Raw genomic sequence first — 18,984 nt, 5'->3', positions numbered from 1 at the left:
TCAGGGTTGACGTTGAGCAACGATAAACAAGCGTGGAAATGCCAGCAGTATCTGCCCGTTTTCCTGAAGCGGATATTGCTCTTCCAGCAGTTCATGGTAGCGTTTCAGGAACTGCTTCTGCTCGCTTTCATTCAGCTCCTGTAACCACGGACGCAGCCCCGTGGCACTCACCCAGTCAATAATCGCCTGATGCGAACTCATTTTATGGAAATAGGTTGTGCGCCAGATATCCACGTCGCAGCCTGCCTCCGTCAGAATATCGTAATACGCATGGACACCGGGCAGAGGTTCACGGCCACGATCCGGATAACCTTGTTCAACAGCCACTTCACGCATCGAGACGTGTGTCGGTTCCAGCCAGTTATCGGGCATCTGGATCGCCAGCACGCCGTTTAACTTCAGCAGCGAAACCAGATGCGGAAGAAGATCGTAATGGTCAGGGACCCACTGTAGCGAGGCATTCGCATAAATCAGGCCCAGGGTCTGGCCCGGCTTGTACTGACGAATATCGGCTTCAACAAAGTGGCAATCAGGCAACGCCTGGCGCGCCTCTTCAAGCATCGCCGGTGAGTTATCGATACCGGTGATGTGGGCGGAAGGCCAGCGATGCTTCAGCAGCGCGGTGCTGTTTCCCGGTCCACAGCCTAAGTCAACGATGGTGGACACCTCATCCAGCGGAATTCTGGCGAGCAGTTCAGCAGCAGGGCGCGTGCGTTCGGCACCGTATTGCAGGTAAAGCGAAGGGTTCCAGTCGGCCATCTTTGCATCTCCGTGTTGCAGTCATCAGCAAGAATAGCACAGGCAGAGACCTGCACAGCGGCTGGTCTCTGCCTGCGTTTTGGTTACAGAATGCCTTTCAGCGCAATATGGTAAATCAGCATAATGGTTTTGCCGTCCACGATTTGGCCGGTTTCAATGCTGCGCAATGCCTCGTCCAGCGGCATTTCCAGCACGTCGATATCTTCTCCCTCTGCCTTAATTCCGCCGCCTTCGCTGGTTCGATCCTGTGGGTGATACTCAGCGATATAAAAATAGAGCTTTTCCGTGACGGAGCCTGGACTCATGTAGGCTTCAAACACCTTCTCAACACGGGAGACACGATATCCGGTCTCTTCTTCCGCTTCCGCTTTGATGCGGCTTTCGGGATCCATGTTATCCAGCAGCCCGGCGGCGGCTTCGATAAGGTCGTCCTCATGACCATTGATAAAGACCGGAAAGCGGAACTGCCGCGTCAGGATCACCGTTCTTTTATCGCGGTTATAGAGCAGTATCGTTGCCCCGTTCCCCCGGTCATACACTTCGCGGCTTTGTCGCTGCCATTCACCGTCGCGTCGCTGCAGCTCGAAGGTATATTTTTTAAGGATGTACCAGTTATCCGACAGCGTTTCATTTTCAATGATGCGTACATCTGCACGTTTCGATTGCACGTTTGCTGCTCCTTACGTAGAGTGATCGTCATAAACAGCATTATCATGCACATTCAAGACAAAACGTGCAACATCAGGAATCCACTATGCTCACCAGTCAGCGAAAACAATTAATCCTTGAGAAGCTTGCCGCTGAAGGCCAGGTCCAGTCTAAAGCGCTGAGTGCACATTTCGCGGTGTCAGAAGACACCATTCGTCGTGATTTGCGTGAGCTGGCGGCAGAAGGGCGTTTACAGCGTGTCCATGGCGGTGCGCTGCCGGCCTCGTCGGCCACCGTGCCATTTTCCGAGCGTAAATCAGTGAAGATGGATGCGAAAAAAAATGTGGCCCGCAAAGGCGCGAAGCTCATTTCCCCGGGTCAGGTGGTGATCGTCGACGGCGGCACCACCACATCGGAACTGATCGCGTTTTTGCCGGCGGATTTACGCATTACCGTGGTCACACACAGCCCGAGCATTGCCCTGGGACTCGTCGAGCATCCTTCGATTGATGTCATTTTGATCGGGGGGCGTCTGTACAAACACTCCATCGTGACGGTAGGTGCAGCAGCCATTGAGGGCATCGACAATATCCATGCGGATCTGTTCTTTATGGGGGTTACTGGCATCCACCCTGAAGCGGGGCTTACCACCGGGGATTTCGAAGAGGCGTGCATCAAACGTGCATTTTCCGGCAGGGCAGCCGAGACGGTGGTCCTGGCGTCGCCAGAAAAAATTAACACCGCATCATCGTTTGTGATTGGCGAGCTATCGCTGGTCAATACGATTGTCGTGGGAGACGATACCGATCGCGCCTGGATTAACGCGGTCAGGGAGAAAGGGGTTTCCGTGGTGAAGACTTCAGATCCAGAATAACCCCGTGAACCTGCCTGTAAAGAGCAGGCAGGTTCACGCGTTTCCTCAGACCTGAGGGATGCTTTCTAATGAGGTGTAGACGTTCAACCCCAGCTTCCGGGCAACCTCAATATCCATATCGGCGCCCTTAGACGCACCGGCAATACGATAAATCGCATCGCATCTGGCAATGAGTCGGTGTGCAACCGGATAGAGCATCGTCTCACTGATTTCATCCCCAATTGACGTTGAACCTGCGGCTTTGGCCAGCGGTAGCGCGAGCCATTCGCCAATCACCGGAACGTGGCCACGCTGGTAAACGGCTAACGCAGCGTTTTCCAGACGGGCAAGGTTTTCATCCATTTTTGCCTGGTCGCCATCAGTCCCGCTGCGCCAGGGCCCGGCAATTAAAATCAACTGTTGTGTCATACATACCTCTTTGCGTGATGGTGCATGAATTTGCACGTTCAGAAATTCGATGTCAGTTTTACGTTTGCAAAACATCATAGTGTGCATACTCGTGCAAATTCAAGCGATATCGTGCATACTGGTGATGTTGCATAAGGGCATGGCTGGTCTATGCTCAACATGCAGAGACTCGCCATTCTCTGGGGCAATTGAAAAATAACAATAAGTTGCGTTTCAGGGGGTGGAAATGAACAAGGTCCTGCTCGCATTATTATCCTGCGTGCTCTCGATCATCTCATTTACCGGCATCGCCGCCGAGCCACGGCAGGAGCCTACTGAGCAGGAACGTGCCCGAACGGTTTACATTTTTCACCAGCCGATTGTGATGCTACAGGCCAAATTTGGTCTCACCACTCCTGAAGAGCGCGTATTGCGTATCCGTCATACCCTGCGTAATTTCACCCAGCAGGATGTGCGTGAGCCGCTGAAAATTGTCCCCGTTACCCGTTACAACCAGCAGGGAAGGCTGATTGTCATGAACAATAAGCCTGTTCTATTGCTTACACAGGCGGATCTCGATGAGGGCGATGATCTGACCCTTGACCAGGCCGCTCAGCGCGTGCTGGCGCGGATGGAGGCGCAGCGTACGGCGCTTCGCGATCAGTATGACACCGGCTGGCTGGCGCTCTCCGCCGGGAAAACGGTCGTCGGACTGCTTGCACTGTCTCTTTTCTGGTATGGCGCGTGGCGGTCATGGCGCTGGGTTCGCAATGTCTGCCGTCGTCGTATTCTTGAAAACCGCAGCGTCATTCCTCAACGCTGGCGTAAGTTTGTCGGCGCAATTGAGGCTCGTTTGTATGCTTTGCTGATGATTTTACTGGGCATTCTCGGATTGTATCTCTGGCTGAGCTGGGCGTTCAGCTTGTTCCCCTGGACACGCGTCTGGGGTGCATCGTTAGGCGACTGGACCATGCGCGTTCTGCGGGATATTGTGCTGTCGATTGTCTCGGCCATGCCGGGCATTATGATTGTCCTGATCATCTTTGTGATTACCGCCTTTATTCTGAAGCTCCTGAAGGTGTTGTTAAATCAGGTGGAAGCAGGGCGCTTGCAGCTGCCGGGCATTCATCCTGAGACCGTCGGCGCGACGCGTAAGCTCATTTCCGTTGTGGTGTGGCTGTTTGCCCTGTCTGCGGCATACCCGTTTTTACCCGGCGCCAATTCACTGGCATTCAAAGGTATCAGCGTCTTCTTCGGCCTGATGCTGACCCTTGGCTCAGCGGGCGTCATGAACCATGCGATGAGCGGACTGGTGCTGATCTACTCGCGAGCGTTGAGGAAAGGAGACGTTATACGGGTCGCGGATAACGAAGGGCTGGTCACGGAGATAGGCATGCTGGCGACCAAGATCATCACCCGCGAGAACTATGTTGTGACCGTACCCAATGCGGTGGTGGTGAGCGGAAAAATCACCAATCTGAGCGTGCAGAATCCTGACGGCGGCGTGAACCTGACGATTGGCGTGACGATTGGCTATGACACGCCGTGGCGACAGGTTCATGCCATGCTGGAGATGGCGGCCAGACGGTCGAAATGTGTTGACCCTTCGCAGCAGCCCCTGGTGCGTCAGCTGGGGCTGATGGACTGGTACATTGCCTATGAGTTGCAGGTAAAATTGCAGCCCGGACAGTCACTTGCCGAGGCCCGCAATGAGCTCCACAGTAACATTCAGGACGTTTTCAACGAGTTCAACGTGCAGATTATGTCACCAAACTTCGTGATGCAGCCGGAAGGTGCGGTCGTCGTCGCGGAAGAAAACTGGTTCGCAGCACCGGCAGAGAAACCCACACAAAAGCCATCATGAATCAGTCCGGTGCATGACAGACCGCCTCAATATTATGGCCGTCAGGCGCAATGACAAAGGCGGCATAGTAGTTTTTGCTGTAGGGCCGCAAGCCTGGGGCACCGTTATCCCTGGCACCCGCTCGCATTGCGGCATGGTAAAAATCATCAACCTGCTGGCGTGTTTCTGCCACAAACGCCAGATGCAGTGGGGCCGGTTTGTCGCGCGTCTGGAACAGGCAGAGTGACACGTTGCCGGAACTCATTTCAACACCGTACTCAGGTGTGCCTTCATCGATGAGCCTTACACCAAGCGGCTCAAGCGCGTTGAGGAAGAAGGTTTTACTTTTCTCGTAATCACTGACGCCGAATTTCACATGATCGAACATTGTTCCTTCCTTAAAAAAGAGAGAGAAACACAGAGTATAGAAGGCGTGCGGCGCCAAATGTGCTCACGAACGTGCCTATGTAGCAGACTGTTTTCGCCCAACAAATGTCCAACGCAGGTAGTCGTAGAGCCAGTTGAAGAGCATCGTGTATGGCAGAAAAAACAGTACCAGACCGATCTCGACAAAAAATGCCTCAGTCACTGTTAAATTCAGCATTACCATCGCGACAGGGATTAATGTGATGATAAGTCCTGTTTCAAAGCAGACCGCATGGATCCCACGAACGAGAAATGTTCGTTGAAATGCATATTTTTTCTGAAGGGCATCAAAGAATTTATTAAACACAAAATTCCATGCTGTAGCGGCAAGTGCAGATATCACGGATAACGAACCTGACTGGAGCACCGACACGTTCATCAGCCACGCCAGTGACAGCGCAATAATGACGTTGGCCGTCACTTCGAAAATGACAGCATGGAAAACGCGTTCTTTAAAACTTTTATTTAATTCAATTTCCATTTGCTTAGGGGCGTTTTACAAAAAACTGGAGTATACCAGACAGGCTTCAACTTTCTTTAAACGTGCAGGTTAGAATTGCTGACAGGCCCCGGTTATTCGGGGCCTGGCACTATGTTCTGAGGAACAGATGTAAAACCAACCCGATGACCGCACACGCGGCAATAACGTGAGTCACTTTATATTTGAACCGGAAAAGTGCGATAGCGGCAGCAAGGGCAATGACCGCCGCGATCCAGTCCGTTTTGCCGTCAAAGCCCTGTGGCCATAGCACGTGGTAGCCAAAAAAGAGCGCCAGATTAAGGATTACCCCAACCACAGCTGCGGTAATCGCCGTGAGCGGCGCGGTGAAATTAATATTGTTGTGCGTCGTTTCAATAAAAGGACCACCGGCGAGGATAAACAAAAACGATGGCAGAAACGTAAACCAGGTCGCCAGCACGGCCGCTACAGCGCCTGCCAGGAAAAGCTGATCCGGGCCATACGCCATATTCACATAGCCACCGACAAATCCCACAAATGCCACAACCATGATAAGCGGCCCCGGCGTGGTTTCGCCCAGTGCCAGACCATCAATCATCTGCGTTGGCGTTAGCCACTGATAATGGCCAACCGCACCCTGGTAGATATAAGGCAGTACCGCATAAGCACCGCCAAAGGTCAGCAACGCCGCTTTGGTGAAGAACCAGCCCATCTGGGTAAACGGGTGCGTCCAGCCCAGGCTCAGAAAGAGCATTGCCATTGGCGTTGCCCATAAAAAAACACCGGCAATGATAATCAGGGTCAAACGTGACCATTTGAAAACCGTATGCGGAGCCGCTGGCGTATGGTCATCAATAATGGCATCACCGTAGGATTTGCGGCTGGCGTCATGGGCGTTACCCTGACCAAAATGGTCGGGGAAAAGGCGGCCCCCCACATAACCCATCATTGCGGCTGACAGGACAATAACGGGAAAAGGGACATTGAGGGCGAAAATGGCGACAAACGCGGCGGCAGCAATTGCCCATTGAGCGCGGTTACGCAGCGCCCGCGAACCGATACGGTGCGCAGCCTGCACAACAATCGCCGTAATCGCCGGTTTGATGCCATAGAAGAGACCGGCCACGACAGACAAATGGCCATACGCAACGTAAATCCACGACAGAGCAATAAGGATAAAAAGGGAAGGGAGCACAAACAGTGCCCCGGCAACCACGCCGCCCCAGGTGCGGTGCATCAGCCAGCCAATATAGGTCGCCAGTTGTTGCGCCTCCGGGCCCGGAAGCACCATACAGTAATTTAGTGCATGCAAAAAGCGCTGTTCGGATATCCAGCGTCGGTTTTCAACCAGCTCCTGATGCATTATCGAAATCTGCCCAGCCGGCCCGCCAAAGCTTATGAATCCTAGCTTCAGCCAGAATAAAAAGGCTTCACGGAAACTGACATGCGGAGGTGGAACGCCCGGTTCGTCGTCGACCGTAGGCAGATTGTTGTTCATGAGTATCTGAACCTGTTATTGAATTCTGCTGAGAGAAGGATTCGCTAAGCATATGCCATATTTATGAAAGATGAGTAAAGATGGCTACGTCAGCAAACTGAGATAAGAGATTTTAAAGACAGCGGCCATGTTAGCGGTATTTCTTGTTAAATTTCCATGCCTTATAGGAAAGAAACGGAGGCTGAAAAAACCAAATGATGAACAAAGCGATCAACATAGCAACGCCTGTGGATATTACATTTGCTCTGGACGCGATGATAATAACTATGAGGTAAACAGCAGCAAGCAACATGGTCAATAACAACGCTGCGTTAAAACGTCTGGACAAGTCAGATATCACCATATCCAGAGAAAGGGCATCTTTTGTTATGTACTTACGCAACTTCTGCAGGTCCAAGGATGTAAATCCAGATGCCAGCAGCTTTGCTTCGGTTATCGCCATGTTTTCTCCATCAGCGCTGATTACCCGGTGTAATCAAGACTATCAACCCGGTAGCTCAGTGGATAGCGTTATGTACAAACTCGTAAATGATTTTACAACAGCTATCAGTAGCCAAGGAACACAATGACGGCCGCGAAACTCTGGATTCTCCCTGATTCGACTTTAGTACGCATAATGTATATTATGTTAAATCACATAATAATGTACAAACACAGGCAGGACAAGGCGCTTTACGCCCTTGTTGCAAGACTCTAACCTCCAGTCTACTTCTCAGGCCTGATTATTTCAACTACAAACAGCATATTAAGGCGATTGACCCCGCCCTGCCCGTGCTGTGTGGCCGTTTCTGTGATTCCGGGCATAAAAAAACCCGGCGCGGTGGCCGGGTCTGGTGCATTGCTTTCTTTTACTCAGGCAGATAGTTTGCCTCAAATGCCTGTAACAGCGTCCATGGCATCGACTCCGGGAACGTGGATTCATCAAAGCCCGTTTCACGCGCGGCAGATAAAACGGCATCGCCGTATGCCTCCGTTGCCATTTCAGGCAGTTTGCTTTTCAGTGACGGGTTCTTTTCAAGATGCCTGGCGATTTTACGGCGCTGCTCTTTAATGGTGAGCGTCCAGCTTGTACCACGGTGGCTGGGCTGGAATTTCCACTTCAGCAAATGCATAAACAGAATTTCAAGACGTGATTCAAGTTCCCTGCGTTCGCTGCCGCCCATAAATTCGATTTCCTCCATTAAATGCATCACGTCTAAATCAGATAAACGTCCATCTTTGAGAAGTGCCGCCTGTTGCTGCGTCCACCCGTAGAAGTCTGTTTCATAGAGATTACTGCGCATCGTTCATACCTCCTGTTGACGCGTTAGCTATCTGCCGCCTTGTGGCATTTACTACTGACATAAACGCCTTTATGCCTGGATCTACATCAGGCGTAAGCATGCGCATGATGGACTTAGGATGTCTGCCTACCTCATTAGAAATGGCCGGAAATCCACACGTCAGGTTGATAATCATGCGCAACGTTATCTTTGCCACATCAACATCACCTTCACGTATCAGCCTGTAAACCTCGTCTATTGCAGCCATTCTGGCTTCGGGGTTTTCCTTCAGATACCGGATTGTTGATTCATCGGTTTCAATGCTGGCCATACAAGCCCCCTGATTGATTAACGCATTCAAGGTAACAATTATGTTACCCGTCGTCAAGCGGGCAAAAAAATGCCCGGACTTTGCCGGGCGAAATGTGACAAGGGCTTCACCAGATTTATTGCGTATTGGTAACGCCTTTATATGTGTTCTCACACTGCAAACCTTTTATTCTTGCCCGGTCAGCGTATTCCGCCAGCTCACCCGCTCGCTTGTCAGCGCGCTCAAGCACGTTGGCAAGCAAAATGGCGGTATTGGCTCTTGCCGCGCTTGCTGCGACAATGGCGGAAAGCTCGCCGGTTTTACTTGTTGCAAGCTGGCGCTTAAGGTCTGCGATTGTGGCGCGCAACCCGTCACCAGCAGACTTAGCAACAGCGGCATCAGCGCGCGCCGCCGCAAGTTGTACATCTGCCTCTTTCGCTGCGTTTGTTGCTTCATCCTGCCGCCTTTTCTCTTCTGCTCGCTCATATGCCTGCCGCGCAGCCAGCGCTTCAGCATCCTCTTTCTGACGCTTCCTGTCTTTCAATTGCCAGGCTAATTCCGCCGCCTGATATCCGGCCTGATAACGGATATGCGAAAAGCCCCAAAGAGCCAGCAATATTAAGCCGCCAACCGTCAGCGGCTTCCAGAAGACCTTAAGTAACGAAATCATGATAAAAACAATGCCCGCTCACGCTGGCGACGTGGTAATAAAATATCAGGGTCATTGCCTGATTTTTTCCATTTCGGAAATTCATCCGCTGCGCCCTTGTAATTCGCCAGATTCAACAACTTCAGCATGGTTGACCCCTTAAAGGCGGTGCCGCCGATATTAAAGATAAAGCTGCAAAGTGCGTCATACTGATTTTGTGTTAATGGCGATTTAACATAACTCTTGATTGTGCCTTCAACCCATGCCAAATCACCTTTTAACAATGCTGAGGATTGCTCTGCGGTTATTTTCATACCCACCGTTACAGGCTGGCCATTAACATCGCCAGTATGACCCACGCCAATTGTGGGAATGCCGCGCGTATCCTCGTATGCGGTTAATTTCTCTCCCTCTTCACGCTTGATGAAGTCAATTCCGTTATTGCTTATTTGCATTTCCAGCACCTCCTAACTTGCGATTTCTGATTGAATTGCCGATAGACACAAACGTTTCTTTGATGTTATCTGCGCCCCTGAATCCGACATAAGCACCAAAGAAGATGCCCGCTTCAGGTGGCATGCCTAAAAATATTGCGAATGAATAACAACCCGTCACAACCAGCCCACAAATAACGCCACCTGTAGCGGTTCGCTTAGGCGGTTCGCCCGCCCGGATATCCATTAAAATTGAAATTGCTGCAGCCATAAGACCCGCGCAAATTGCCGGGAAATAAACCTCAATCCATTTGGTCACTTGCTCCGTAAGCTCCTGTAATGTGTTATTCATAATCAAAATGCCAGTTTTTGACGCCATAACGTTACACTGTCACGGTATCAGCTATGAAAAGCCCAAAATCACCCGCAAAGGCATCAATTGAACCGTAAATCGCGCTGCTTCTGCGCGTCACCATGCCAATTGAGGCGCTTCCGGCGTAGCCCGGCACTTTCCCGGACAGGCCATGCATGACGTTTGGCCGCAACACGATTTGTGACAGTGTCACCGCCATATCTACGCTACTCAACTCAAGCCACCACAAGTGCGTAGTTGTCGAAAAGAAGACCCGCACGGAAAAGAAGTTGCCATCAAAGCCAATCGTCATGTCCTGGTCTGGTACGGATGCCACAAGAGGCAAGCTGTAAAATTGTTCATCCATCAACGTTTAACCCTATGTAAAATATAAAATATCTGTTTTGGGCTTCTCTTCAGGCGTGGCGGATTTCTTGCCGGTGCCTGCCCTCCCCTGCCCGGCTGGATTTTTTGTTTTTGTTTTTTTCGGTGCTGGCGCTTCGTTTTGGGTGCGCTGGAAGGTTACAAATTTGATTTTTTCTGCGGCAAGCTTAATGATGATGGTCTTGTCTTTTGCTGTCGCTTCCGCGCGGAACTCAGTTAATACCGCATCACTGATGGCAATAAATGACGTGTAAACCGACACAAGCTCATTCAGATTGAATGCGTTATTAATGCTGGCCACCTCTGCATCAATACGCGTTGGATCAAATGCGAGGGCATATCCATCACTCCCGGTGACCAACCCTTCAATATCAACTGCCGGTTGTTCTGTGACAGTACCGTCAGAAATTTTATAGCCCGTCTCCAGCGCGCCCTTTGTCACGCTGCGCTTTACGGAATAGGTTTCACGCTTACGCAACCGCAAATTAACTACTACCCCGGACGCTGACACAATAACGGCGCGCTTGCTCGTTGGTGCGTTCAATCCGCCTAAATCTGACATATTTCACCCATAAAAAAATCCACCGGTTAAGGTGGATTTTATGGGGCGCTGCCGGTGCTGATTATTGCTTGTCTTGTGGGTCGTCCCTTTTTTTGTGATTTTCCCAATCACTGCCGCTTTCGTAAGTTTTTCGGCCATTTCTGCGGAGGATATCCGCCATAACATCAGGCTCGCCGCCGCCATCAAGCGCGTTAGCAATGTGGCGTAAATACTCGTTATTTTTAAACACTACAATAATGCACTCAAAGAAGATGCGGTTGAAAAATGCAACCAGCCCCCAAGCAATAGCACCGGTGAAGCTACCACCGAGGAAAGTTAAAACACAAGCCACCGCCGCAATCACAGTGGTGAGTACATAAATACCCGTCAGAATCTTTGGGGTAATCATGTTATTCAAATTAAACACATTCATTTTACATCCCTATAGTTAATTTTGGTCATTATACAATACACATTCAAAATCACGCATAACCTCCACCTTCTGCCATATTATCCAGTCCGCCACTGGCCTGATTAACAAAAGAATCGTCACGCGCGTTGGCCACCGCTGCGGCCTCTTCCGGGGTGGCCACGGTGATTGTTGTGTTGCCACTGTTGGTGTTAGTGATGTTGGTTTGCTTACCGCCCTGCGTCAGCGCCGGTGGAAGCATTGGTAACTCACTCAACTGATGCGGAATGCTTAGGATATCTTCAAGCCACGACAACGGATTTCCCCACCCTCCAGCGGCACCACCCAACGCCTTACCTGCTTTAAGAGTATTATTTGCGCCATTCAAAAGACCGCCTTCTTCTGGTGTTTCCTGCTGCTCACCCAGCAACTTACCAATCGTTTTTTGATGCAACCACCCGCTGAAATCATCGGTCATTTTCATTAACTCCATCAGATTCTTGATGGATGCAATGATGTATGGATAGCGGCGTTCAAACTCGTCAAAGCTGCCAAACAGACTGTCAAAAATGGTTTTGGCGCTGCCATCCATCCAGTGCTTAAACTCCTGGAATACTTCCCACAACAGGAAGACCGCCGCGCCCACGGCAAGAAATGGCCATGTTGCCGCCAGTACCGGCACGGCAAGCGCCACAAAAGCTGCGCCAATGGCCGCAAGGATGCCAATCAATATGCTGGCTTTACTTTCATCCGTGGTGCTATTCCAGAAGGTAGCAACGGCTTTTTCCGCATCCCTGAAAACGGGTGTGACGTTGGTTGCAACCCATGACATAAGGTGCGCCCATTCACCGTTTTCAGTGGCCGTGGCCACAAAGTTATCCCAGTCATTACCCATGACTGCCGTGACTTGCGCCCATGTCCAGCCCTGTTTTTTTAACAGGTCGATGTTGTTATCAGCCATAACCGCAAAGGCTTTGGTCATCTTCTCTGCGGTTAATTCACCCGCTTCCGACATCTTACGCAACCCGGCAACGTCCGTGCCAAACGCTTTGGCCACAGTGGGTGCCATAGTGCCGATGGCCTCCATGAAGGATCTAAATTCATCACCCCCAAACCGGTTGCTTGAGAAGGCCTGACCCATCTGATACAGCGCATTATTAATGGCAACCTTGCTACCGCCGCCTAACTGCAGTGCACTCACCATGCCCTGTGCCGATTTCATCGTTTCTGCCTGGCTTAATCCCAGCTTTTCAGTTGCAGTGGCCATGTTGGTATATGTCGAAATAAAGGCATCACCGTTGCTGCGCACGTCGCTAGCGGCTTCATTCAGCGCTATAAAGGCATCCTTGCTGCTACCTACCGTCTGCGGCAGTCTTGCAAGTTGCGCCTCTTGTGACTGGATACGGTCAAGATTTTCAGCCACCGCGCCTAGCCCCGCACTTAACGCGTAAGCGGACGCCGCGCCAACCATCATATCCGGCATGCGCATGCCCGCGCCGGGTGTTTTCGGCGTTCTGGCCACCTGCGGGCTTCCCGGCTTCAGGTCGCCCGGCGCGCTCCAGTCCATATTATTAAAATTGAACCGGTTAAACGCGTTAGGCCTGAAATCCTCAGGTCTGGACACGCCACCAGCAAAACCACCGGCATTATGAGTCCCTGAACGATCACCGAACCCACCAGCCCCGCCGCCTTCAATACCAATGCGCGGAATAATCCGTCCGCCACCGGCAAGGAGTCGCCCGCGCATATCCTCTATGGCCATGTTGACACCGGTTGCGGCTGTGTTGGCTGCGTTTTTGGCCACGTCCTCTGACGCCTTACGCACGATGGGTGCCAGTGCGCCACGGTTGACGAGATTTGCGCCCAGCCCGGCTGACAGCCCTGCGGCGGCGGCAGTTGCGCCGGGATTGTTCACGGGCGGTGAATAGCGGGTTGCCGGGCGCAATTCGTTAACACGCTTGATGGCCGCGTCAAGCTTGTTAACCTTTCCAATGGCGCGGTCAATCTCAGCCTCAAACGCCAGCAATCCTGCAAGGTCTGGCTGCACGTCAACCTTAGTGACAAGTTCTTTGGTTTCTTGCGTCATTTTTTCTGCTCTGCTTTGGATATGGCGGCGGATACGGCGGAATCGTACTGCAGGACGGCGGCGGCGCGCATGATGTCATCGAACGGGGCAAGGCCTGACCGTATAGCGTCATACGGTATCAGGCCAGATTGTATTACTCTCCAGACGGTGATTTCTGCTCTGACGGCGGGGTCAAGGTTTTCAGCCAGGCGTTTAATAATCCCCGCATGCTTCCCTGAAGATTCAGGCTCATGTCCAGACCAATATTTTTTTTTAACCCTTCAGCCACTGGCGCAATGCTGAATTTGACGCACTCCAGCGCAATCAGGTACACATCTGCGATGTTGTCCGCGCCAAACGTGGCGTCAAGTGCGCCCCAGTCCTCCAGAAGCATTTCATTATCCATGCACTGCACGCGTGACTTTTGCAGTAACTGGAAAAGGATCTCGTCATGGTCTTCACGGTTCAACAGCGTAAACGCGCGCCCCGCCGCTTCCATCAGCGACCCGGAAACGTTAATTCCGTGCTTTGCGATAAGCTCCATGATGCGCAACTTAAAATGAATGGCGTCAAACGCACTCATTTTAACGATGGTGAATTTACGCCCCTTGATGGGTACTTCTTTGATTAACTCAGACATTCTGCCGCCTTATAAAATTGTGGAATCCGTTTCACCGGCGATAATCGTCCATTCCAGCGTGTTTGCGTTAGAACCGCCGTTATTACCGTCTTTTGGCTGCTTCTGAATCATGCAATACGGCAGACTGTGCACCGTTGCATTACGCACGTTGGTCAGCGTGGTATTGAACACAGACCGGGTTTTAAGAAGCGTGTGAAGCATGGCATTTGAGGCGGAATTGCGATAAAGCGTAAATTTGACGGTAGATGACCCGTCATTTTTTTCCACAAACACCCAATCCCCTTGGATACCAACATCCGCATCAACAGCGTCTTCCCGCAACTCAAGCTCAATATTGCTGTCTTTAGCAAAGCCCAGCACCGGTGCGAGGCTAACGGCTAAAATCCAGTCTTTGGGGTTTTGGTTACCCTGATAAGCGCCCATGGTTACATCCCCCACGTTAAGGCAGCACCAACGCCGGTAACGTGCTTAATGGCGTGTTGCAAATAAAACTCGAAAGGCACCTGCAAATCCCCTTTGATTTGCTGTGCTGCGGTGATTTGATTCATGGTTGGACGGGTGACCGTAAAGCCGCGCACGTATTCATCCCCATTGGTGAAGTTTTCGAGGATGCCGCCGTTGTCCTGGCCGGTTTTGAGGCTTTTTTCCATGTTGCTACAGACAAGCTCAATGCCGGACGGCGCATACGCAACTTTTTTCTGGTTAATGGCAAAGGTGGCCAGATTTTTTTGCATGTAATCGGCCAGCCAGTAACAGAAGCGCACCGCCTCAATGGATTCACCGTCACCGACCGTGCCGGGATAGGTCACCATGACGCCAGACCCGTAATCTTCATACGTGTTGCCGTTAATAGCGGTAATGGTCTGATAATCCGTTTCGTCAAAATCATCAGTCACAACGCCTGACAGCGTTTTCAGCGCCCATGTTTCGCTACCCGGCTGCATGGTGAGGCATCGCCCAGCCTGTGCGGCGTCAAGGTAGTTGGAATCAATGCGCGTCGTGGTCGCAAAACTACCCGCGTATTGTTTATCGAAAAGATATTGCGTAATGCCACCAACTGGCCATGGTGGATTGGTGCTGTAAACCGCGCCACCGTCATCAACCAACGCGGCCATTTTGTCCGTCTGTGCTTCCGTCCAGTCTGCAATTTGGATTAACAGCGTTGGGTTGCGGGAGGTCGTGAACGACATAAACCAGTTATTATTTTGCTTTTTGATGGCGGTGATGACAGTCGGGAAAGCGTCTGCTTTTACGTCTGAATAGCCAACAGACACATCCGCGCCGGTCAGAAACACAATGCGCCCGTCAACCTGGTATAACTCCGCATTGTTTTCATCAGCGGTGATTTTATCTGCGCCGGTGCCAACCCATGCCGAGCCGTCAAACGTGGCATTCAGGACATCATCGCCACTGACAAACGCAACGGCGGCTTTAACATCCTGAATGCCGGTATCATCACCATTCAGCAAAATGGCCACGCTGGAAAACGCCCCGGAAATATCAGCGATTACCAGCGTGTCAGGCGTTGGTTTCTGGTTAAAGTAGGCATTTGCGGCTTTGAGCGCGGCACCGGTCACGCCATCATCAATAACGTCATCGTAAAGGCTGTAAACCTTCACGATTTTGGACACGTCAGCGGCGGTGATGCTTTCAAAGTTTTCTTTGGTCACACCATAAAAACCCGGCGCGGGCGTAAGCTCCAGCCCAACCCCAAAGACGCCATACGCGGCGGCTTTGGTCTGCCGGGTAATTTTCATGTTAAACAGGCGGCGCAAGTCAGCCATGTTTATTCCCCTTCTCGAATTAAATCAACGTGCGCAAAGTCATCATCTACCACCGCCCGTGCGATCCAGCCTTCCTGCTCGTAATGGCGATATACAAACGAAAATGACAAAGCGACCTCTGCTTGTTGCTGGTAACCGAGATTATTTATAAGGGGGGAACTGTTAGACACTTCTTGCGACCTGCATAAATCAAAGCCCCGGTCATACTGCCAGTAATACCCGCGCCGGGTTTCCAGAATGGTAAGCAGGTCGTGAAGATACTGCGCCGCTGTTGCGCTGCTGCGGATGATGGTGACTTCCGCCCAGGCATTAAAGTCATACCAGCGCCCATGCTCGTCAAAGCCGTTGTCTATTTCTGATGGGCTTGTTGAATGGGAAGTAACCCACGCCACGGCAAAGCTTGTCTTGGGCTCTGGCATACTTTGCAGTGCGTAGACTGCGTCCTGCGTTCCCATAAGCTCCACCAGCATTTGACGGGCGCGGACGGCGGCATAGTATGGCGCACCTCGCAAAACCTCCGGCGTGGCGCTTTCTGGCGTCAGGGTGCCGGGATGGAATTTGATGACCGTTCCCACCACCATTAACACATTCACCGGCACGCTAACGGGTGCGCCGTCATATTCGAACGAAACGGCAATAACCGTTTGTGGGGCGTAATCATCGTCACTGTTTTTGACGGTGCCGTCATACGCCGTGAATTCAATCTCATTGACGTTGCCGCGCTCGTCAAACTCCGCCACTTCTTCACGGTAGGACGGGTAAATAATTACCCCTGATGCGGTTAGCAGGTTAACGGGTGATGCATTCATCCGGTCACCTCGCTTTTTTCAGTGGTGGTGCGGTAAAGCAGGTATTCATAATGATTGATGACCCCGTTTTGCCATTCCGCGCGGTCTACCACTTCATATTTTTTGCCACCGCACAGCACATACGCGCCATTGTGTTCGCCTTCTTCGGTGGATTTGAGATCCACTTCCCCGATTGCTTCCATGTAATCGGATACTTTTCTACCCGTCAGATACTCTTTAAACGTGCCGCCGCCGTTTGCCGGTTGCATGCTTAACATGGCCGTTACCGGCTTTTCGTACCCCTGCCGGTACACACCGGCCACAAACTCACCCTTTGCGGGCTGCATTATCTGCACCTGACGCCGCATTACATTACCCTCACAAATTTAACGTTGCGGAATAAACTCTCAGAAGCGAGCAAAGGCTTATCACCCTGTTTTTTCTTGCGCTTAATATTCAGGGTATATTCCGTGTTTGGCTTGTATAGCGCTGAATCCTTTATTGTTTTCTTAGTGATGTTTACAGCACGGTCACCGATAATTTTTGCGGCCATATCAGCTGTAAACCTGCCAGCAATAACGCCATTAACCACCTCGTAAAACGCTGCCGTTTCCATCCAGTCTGCGATTCTGTCCGATGAATACGTCATAAACGGACGCGACGGGATGCGGCCATTTTTGGTGCCAAAGTTATTGGCGGCGGCATATTCAGCAACCAGACCGCCACCGGTGGCCGTCGCCCCCTTCTGAATGCCTATCTTCAGCTTGATACCGGCAAGCGCCGTAATGTTTTTGCGGATGACCCGGTCAAAGCCCATTGTGTTGAACTGCGCACCGCCTTTCATGATGCGCTACCCAGCAAGATTGCCCCGCCCCGGCTGGCGCTGATGATGTCCAGAAACTGCTCACCAAACGTGGTGCCTTCCCATCCGGCTTTAACGCTGCCGCCTTTGCCGGTGCCGTAAGACTGCGACACCTTGCCCTCACGCTTGCTGACCACCGGGCGTATGCTGCCGCTGTAGCCCTCAATCGCGTATACCTGATTTGCGGCGATGTACAGCGCCAGCAAATAGGTTTCTTCGTAGCCATCATCTACCGCCGCCTGTAGGTCATAGACGCTGGCGCACAATGAAGAAAGGGCGCTAAATGCGCCCTCGTCCACTGTGTAACCCGGTAAAAGGATGGCAAGCCATTCTTTAACGGTCGTCACGGCTTAATCCCCTTCGTTCTCTTCGTGGTCGTTTTCGTCGTCTTCCTGCTCGTCAGGCTGGCTGACTACGGTGTCATGGGCTTTGTTAAGCTTTTTGGCCTGTGCTTCGGTCACCTTAACAAGCGCTTTTTTCTTGATAAGCTGCGCCACGCCTGACAGGTTTAATGTCTCTTCAGAGACTTCCACCGCGCCCATGGTTGAAAGACGGATGTTATCGAGCGCATTGCCGTCAGCGTCTTTGCCGCGCTGCATGATGTGGATTGGGCGCTGCGTCTTGTTGGCCAGCCAGACGGTTTTCACTTCGGTCTTTTTATCGGTCATTTATTACACCACTTTCGTTGATTTGGATGCGGCCAGCGGCTGGCGGACGATGGTGCCGCAAGTCATGGAAATGCACGGCACGGAAATATCAATGCCGTTAGGCTGCGGCGCAAGCTGGCGGAACAGCACCGGTGTTGCCTGGCTGAAGTTCTCTTCATTCATATCAATGGCCATGCAAATTCCGTCCGCGTCCAAATCGGGGTTTTTGCTGAAGGTCACTTCAGGGAATGATTTTTTCAGGAACGAAAGCACGGTGTCGCTTGTGCCTGACAAGCGCTTGCTCTGCACAATCGTCCAGGCTTTTGACGGTAGCTGGAATTTATTGACGTCAAAAATAGACGTGCCGTTAACGGCAGAAATGATGGCCGCAACATCATCAACAATGGCATCACCATCAGCAGACGCCCAGCCACCGGCAACGGCCACTTCAGGGATGTTGGGGTGATTGGAAAAGCCCACGATTTTATATTCCGCATTGCCCTTCCACAGAATATTACTGATGGTGCGCTCGTGGATTTTGCGGCATGACGTGCCTTCAATCTGCTTAAGCGGGATGCCTTTTTTGGCTGACTGAAGCATTTCTTTATACGTCCAGCCATAGCCCAGCCCCACGGTATACATTTTGGCAATGAAGGCTTCACCCTTCACGGTCATCATCGGCATATCCGTACCATAAGCGGCCATGATTTTTGCCATGCCCTGCGCGTCATACATGCGGTATTCAAACCATTCATCCGCATCCGTAACGTCTGGCTCTTGCGGGAAAAGAGACAGCGCTTGCGGCGCTGGCATTTTCTTTTCATAAATCTTTTTGGATACCGCAATCACGTCATCAGCAAAGATAAGCCCCTGCTCGTCAACGTTAACTTCCTGACCATTGGCGCGCAGGGCGCCAGCGCAATAGCTCTGCATCGTCTGCACAATTTCTGTCTTGTTCATGC

At 51.6% G+C, this 18,984-nt stretch carries 27 protein-coding genes; 2 read left to right on the top strand and 25 right to left on the bottom strand.

Annotated features, from left to right (window positions below; translation table 11 throughout):
• Together tam and ACTJJI_RS20480 are read right to left on the bottom strand one after the other, a co-directional pair.
• Complete coding sequence (gene tam, locus ACTJJI_RS20485; RefSeq protein WP_440655439.1) at positions 1-759, bottom strand: trans-aconitate 2-methyltransferase; 759 nt, start codon at positions 757-759, stop codon at positions 1-3.
• A gap of 83 nt (positions 760-842) precedes the next feature.
• Entirely contained in the window at positions 843-1,427 is a 585-nt protein-coding gene (locus tag ACTJJI_RS20480; RefSeq protein ID WP_014831936.1) for an NUDIX domain-containing protein, read from the bottom strand.
• Between the two features lie 86 nt (positions 1,428-1,513).
• Between ACTJJI_RS20480 and ACTJJI_RS20475 the strand changes: the two genes are divergently transcribed.
• The gene (locus ACTJJI_RS20475) at positions 1,514-2,281 is read left to right on the top strand and encodes a DeoR/GlpR family DNA-binding transcription regulator (protein ID WP_440655437.1); all 768 of its coding nucleotides are present in this window, start codon (positions 1,514-1,516) and stop codon (positions 2,279-2,281) included.
• A gap of 45 nt (positions 2,282-2,326) precedes the next feature.
• Here ACTJJI_RS20475 and ACTJJI_RS20470 read toward each other — a convergent pair whose 3' ends face one another.
• On the bottom strand, positions 2,327-2,689 hold the full coding sequence (locus ACTJJI_RS20470) for a DUF4406 domain-containing protein (protein ID WP_014831938.1): 363 nt from the start codon (positions 2,687-2,689) through the stop codon (positions 2,327-2,329).
• Positions 2,690-2,915: 226 nt separating this feature from the next.
• Between ACTJJI_RS20470 and ACTJJI_RS20465 the strand changes: the two genes are divergently transcribed.
• Positions 2,916-4,532, top strand: a complete 1,617-nt coding sequence (locus ACTJJI_RS20465; RefSeq protein WP_083021918.1) for a mechanosensitive ion channel family protein — start codon at positions 2,916-2,918, stop codon at positions 4,530-4,532.
• Between the two features lies 1 nt (position 4,533).
• Here ACTJJI_RS20465 and ACTJJI_RS20460 read toward each other — a convergent pair whose 3' ends face one another.
• The 22 genes from ACTJJI_RS20460 to ACTJJI_RS20355 all read right to left on the bottom strand — a co-directional run bounded on the left by ACTJJI_RS20460 (position 4,534) and on the right by ACTJJI_RS20355 (position 18,982).
• Positions 4,534-4,899: a VOC family protein gene (locus ACTJJI_RS20460; RefSeq protein WP_014831940.1), complete on the bottom strand. Its 366-nt coding sequence runs from the start codon at positions 4,897-4,899 to the stop codon at positions 4,534-4,536.
• Between the two features lie 75 nt (positions 4,900-4,974).
• On the bottom strand, positions 4,975-5,418 hold the full coding sequence (locus tag ACTJJI_RS20455; RefSeq protein WP_014831941.1) for a PACE efflux transporter: 444 nt from the start codon (positions 5,416-5,418) through the stop codon (positions 4,975-4,977).
• A 109-nt stretch (positions 5,419-5,527) separates the two neighbouring features.
• Positions 5,528-6,895, bottom strand: a complete 1,368-nt coding sequence (gene chrA, locus ACTJJI_RS20450) for a chromate efflux transporter (RefSeq protein ID WP_440655434.1) — start codon at positions 6,893-6,895, stop codon at positions 5,528-5,530.
• 130 nt (positions 6,896-7,025) lie between these two features.
• A complete protein-coding gene (locus ACTJJI_RS20445) occupies positions 7,026-7,337 on the bottom strand; it encodes a hypothetical protein (RefSeq protein WP_440655432.1) in 312 nt (103 codons plus the stop codon).
• A 406-nt stretch (positions 7,338-7,743) separates the two neighbouring features.
• Entirely contained in the window at positions 7,744-8,178 is a 435-nt protein-coding gene (locus ACTJJI_RS20440) for a DUF29 domain-containing protein (protein WP_440655430.1), read from the bottom strand.
• Entirely contained in the window at positions 8,168-8,488 is a 321-nt protein-coding gene (locus tag ACTJJI_RS20435) for a hypothetical protein (protein ID WP_440655428.1), read from the bottom strand. The genes ACTJJI_RS20440 and ACTJJI_RS20435 overlap by 11 nt, the downstream gene beginning before the upstream one ends.
• Positions 8,489-8,603: 115 nt before the next feature.
• Complete coding sequence (locus ACTJJI_RS20430) at positions 8,604-9,137, bottom strand: DUF2514 family protein (protein ID WP_440655426.1); 534 nt, start codon at positions 9,135-9,137, stop codon at positions 8,604-8,606.
• Entirely contained in the window at positions 9,134-9,571 is a 438-nt protein-coding gene (locus ACTJJI_RS20425; RefSeq protein ID WP_440655424.1) for a lysozyme, read from the bottom strand. Before ACTJJI_RS20425 ends, ACTJJI_RS20430 begins: the two co-directional genes overlap by 4 nt.
• Positions 9,555-9,902: a phage holin family protein gene (locus ACTJJI_RS20420; protein ID WP_211445633.1), complete on the bottom strand. Its 348-nt coding sequence runs from the start codon at positions 9,900-9,902 to the stop codon at positions 9,555-9,557. The genes ACTJJI_RS20425 and ACTJJI_RS20420 overlap by 17 nt, the downstream gene beginning before the upstream one ends.
• 31 nt (positions 9,903-9,933) lie before the next feature.
• Positions 9,934-10,269, bottom strand: a complete 336-nt coding sequence (locus ACTJJI_RS20415; RefSeq protein WP_440655422.1) for a phage baseplate plug family protein — start codon at positions 10,267-10,269, stop codon at positions 9,934-9,936.
• Between the two features lie 12 nt (positions 10,270-10,281).
• Positions 10,282-10,848: a phage baseplate protein gene (locus ACTJJI_RS20410; protein WP_440655420.1), complete on the bottom strand. Its 567-nt coding sequence runs from the start codon at positions 10,846-10,848 to the stop codon at positions 10,282-10,284.
• Between the two features lie 61 nt (positions 10,849-10,909).
• On the bottom strand, positions 10,910-11,260 hold the full coding sequence (locus ACTJJI_RS20405) for a DUF4282 domain-containing protein (protein ID WP_440655418.1): 351 nt from the start codon (positions 11,258-11,260) through the stop codon (positions 10,910-10,912).
• Between the two features lie 49 nt (positions 11,261-11,309).
• Positions 11,310-13,322, bottom strand: a complete 2,013-nt coding sequence (locus ACTJJI_RS20400; RefSeq protein ID WP_440655416.1) for a tape measure protein — start codon at positions 13,320-13,322, stop codon at positions 11,310-11,312.
• A 133-nt stretch (positions 13,323-13,455) separates the two neighbouring features.
• A complete protein-coding gene (locus ACTJJI_RS20395) occupies positions 13,456-13,941 on the bottom strand; it encodes a phage tail assembly chaperone (protein WP_211445628.1) in 486 nt (161 codons plus the stop codon).
• A gap of 9 nt (positions 13,942-13,950) precedes the next feature.
• A complete protein-coding gene (locus tag ACTJJI_RS20390) occupies positions 13,951-14,364 on the bottom strand; it encodes a hypothetical protein (protein WP_440655414.1) in 414 nt (137 codons plus the stop codon).
• Positions 14,365-14,366: 2 nt separating this feature from the next.
• Positions 14,367-15,725 (bottom strand): DUF3383 family protein, encoded by a 1,359-nt coding sequence (locus ACTJJI_RS20385; RefSeq protein WP_440655412.1) that lies wholly within the window; start codon positions 15,723-15,725, stop codon positions 14,367-14,369.
• A 2-nt stretch (positions 15,726-15,727) separates the two neighbouring features.
• On the bottom strand, positions 15,728-16,534 hold the full coding sequence (locus ACTJJI_RS20380; protein WP_440655411.1) for a hypothetical protein: 807 nt from the start codon (positions 16,532-16,534) through the stop codon (positions 15,728-15,730).
• On the bottom strand, positions 16,531-16,860 hold the full coding sequence (locus ACTJJI_RS20375) for a hypothetical protein (protein ID WP_440655409.1): 330 nt from the start codon (positions 16,858-16,860) through the stop codon (positions 16,531-16,533). The genes ACTJJI_RS20380 and ACTJJI_RS20375 overlap by 4 nt, the downstream gene beginning before the upstream one ends.
• A gap of 20 nt (positions 16,861-16,880) precedes the next feature.
• The gene (locus tag ACTJJI_RS20370; protein WP_440655407.1) at positions 16,881-17,357 is read right to left on the bottom strand and encodes a hypothetical protein; all 477 of its coding nucleotides are present in this window, start codon (positions 17,355-17,357) and stop codon (positions 16,881-16,883) included.
• Positions 17,354-17,722 (bottom strand): DUF4054 domain-containing protein, encoded by a 369-nt coding sequence (locus ACTJJI_RS20365; RefSeq protein WP_440655405.1) that lies wholly within the window; start codon positions 17,720-17,722, stop codon positions 17,354-17,356. The genes ACTJJI_RS20370 and ACTJJI_RS20365 overlap by 4 nt, the downstream gene beginning before the upstream one ends.
• Before the next feature lie 3 nt (positions 17,723-17,725).
• Complete coding sequence (locus ACTJJI_RS20360) at positions 17,726-18,043, bottom strand: hypothetical protein (RefSeq protein ID WP_440655403.1); 318 nt, start codon at positions 18,041-18,043, stop codon at positions 17,726-17,728.
• 3 nt (positions 18,044-18,046) lie between these two features.
• On the bottom strand, positions 18,047-18,982 hold the full coding sequence (locus ACTJJI_RS20355; RefSeq protein WP_440655401.1) for a major capsid family protein: 936 nt from the start codon (positions 18,980-18,982) through the stop codon (positions 18,047-18,049).
• Positions 18,983-18,984: the final 2 nt, after the last annotated feature.

Source organism: Enterobacter sp. 22466 (assembly GCF_052044775.1).
GTDB lineage: Bacteria > Pseudomonadota > Gammaproteobacteria > Enterobacterales > Enterobacteriaceae > Enterobacter > Enterobacter dissolvens.
The sequence above is the reverse complement of the archived record's forward strand: the minus strand, read 5'-3'. Positions and strand labels throughout refer to the sequence as shown.

Excerpts from the sequence above, each read along its gene's own strand:
- ACTJJI_RS20375 (WP_440655409.1), bottom strand. The coding sequence starts at position 16,860 with ATGCAGCCCGCAAAGGGTGAGTTTGTGGCCGGTGTGTACCGGCAGGGG.
- ACTJJI_RS20360 (WP_440655403.1), bottom strand. The coding sequence starts at position 18,043 with ATGACCGATAAAAAGACCGAAGTGAAAACCGTCTGGCTGGCCAACAAG.
- ACTJJI_RS20400 (WP_440655416.1), bottom strand. The coding sequence starts at position 13,322 with ATGACGCAAGAAACCAAAGAACTTGTCACTAAGGTTGACGTGCAGCCA.
- ACTJJI_RS20355 (WP_440655401.1), bottom strand. The coding sequence starts at position 18,982 with ATGAACAAGACAGAAATTGTGCAGACGATGCAGAGCTATTGCGCTGGC.
- ACTJJI_RS20405 (WP_440655418.1), bottom strand. The coding sequence starts at position 11,260 with ATGAATGTGTTTAATTTGAATAACATGATTACCCCAAAGATTCTGACG.
- ACTJJI_RS20385 (WP_440655412.1), bottom strand. The coding sequence starts at position 15,725 with ATGGCTGACTTGCGCCGCCTGTTTAACATGAAAATTACCCGGCAGACC.
- ACTJJI_RS20460 (WP_014831940.1), bottom strand. The coding sequence starts at position 4,899 with ATGTTCGATCATGTGAAATTCGGCGTCAGTGATTACGAGAAAAGTAAA.
- ACTJJI_RS20470 (WP_014831938.1), bottom strand. The coding sequence starts at position 2,689 with ATGACACAACAGTTGATTTTAATTGCCGGGCCCTGGCGCAGCGGGACT.
- ACTJJI_RS20455 (WP_014831941.1), bottom strand. The coding sequence starts at position 5,418 with ATGGAAATTGAATTAAATAAAAGTTTTAAAGAACGCGTTTTCCATGCT.
- ACTJJI_RS20430 (WP_440655426.1), bottom strand. The coding sequence starts at position 9,137 with ATGATTTCGTTACTTAAGGTCTTCTGGAAGCCGCTGACGGTTGGCGGC.
- ACTJJI_RS20465 (WP_083021918.1), top strand. The coding sequence starts at position 2,916 with ATGAACAAGGTCCTGCTCGCATTATTATCCTGCGTGCTCTCGATCATC.
- tam (WP_440655439.1), bottom strand. The coding sequence starts at position 759 with ATGGCCGACTGGAACCCTTCGCTTTACCTGCAATACGGTGCCGAACGC.
- chrA (WP_440655434.1), bottom strand. The coding sequence starts at position 6,895 with ATGAACAACAATCTGCCTACGGTCGACGACGAACCGGGCGTTCCACCT.
- ACTJJI_RS20415 (WP_440655422.1), bottom strand. The coding sequence starts at position 10,269 with ATGGATGAACAATTTTACAGCTTGCCTCTTGTGGCATCCGTACCAGAC.
- ACTJJI_RS20440 (WP_440655430.1), bottom strand. The coding sequence starts at position 8,178 with ATGCGCAGTAATCTCTATGAAACAGACTTCTACGGGTGGACGCAGCAA.
- ACTJJI_RS20410 (WP_440655420.1), bottom strand. The coding sequence starts at position 10,848 with ATGTCAGATTTAGGCGGATTGAACGCACCAACGAGCAAGCGCGCCGTT.
- ACTJJI_RS20390 (WP_440655414.1), bottom strand. The coding sequence starts at position 14,364 with ATGGGCGCTTATCAGGGTAACCAAAACCCCAAAGACTGGATTTTAGCC.
- ACTJJI_RS20395 (WP_211445628.1), bottom strand. The coding sequence starts at position 13,941 with ATGTCTGAGTTAATCAAAGAAGTACCCATCAAGGGGCGTAAATTCACC.
- ACTJJI_RS20370 (WP_440655407.1), bottom strand. The coding sequence starts at position 17,357 with ATGAAAGGCGGTGCGCAGTTCAACACAATGGGCTTTGACCGGGTCATC.
- ACTJJI_RS20380 (WP_440655411.1), bottom strand. The coding sequence starts at position 16,534 with ATGAATGCATCACCCGTTAACCTGCTAACCGCATCAGGGGTAATTATT.
- ACTJJI_RS20475 (WP_440655437.1), top strand. The coding sequence starts at position 1,514 with ATGCTCACCAGTCAGCGAAAACAATTAATCCTTGAGAAGCTTGCCGCT.
- ACTJJI_RS20435 (WP_440655428.1), bottom strand. The coding sequence starts at position 8,488 with ATGGCCAGCATTGAAACCGATGAATCAACAATCCGGTATCTGAAGGAA.
- ACTJJI_RS20445 (WP_440655432.1), bottom strand. The coding sequence starts at position 7,337 with ATGGCGATAACCGAAGCAAAGCTGCTGGCATCTGGATTTACATCCTTG.
- ACTJJI_RS20425 (WP_440655424.1), bottom strand. The coding sequence starts at position 9,571 with ATGCAAATAAGCAATAACGGAATTGACTTCATCAAGCGTGAAGAGGGA.
- ACTJJI_RS20420 (WP_211445633.1), bottom strand. The coding sequence starts at position 9,902 with ATGAATAACACATTACAGGAGCTTACGGAGCAAGTGACCAAATGGATT.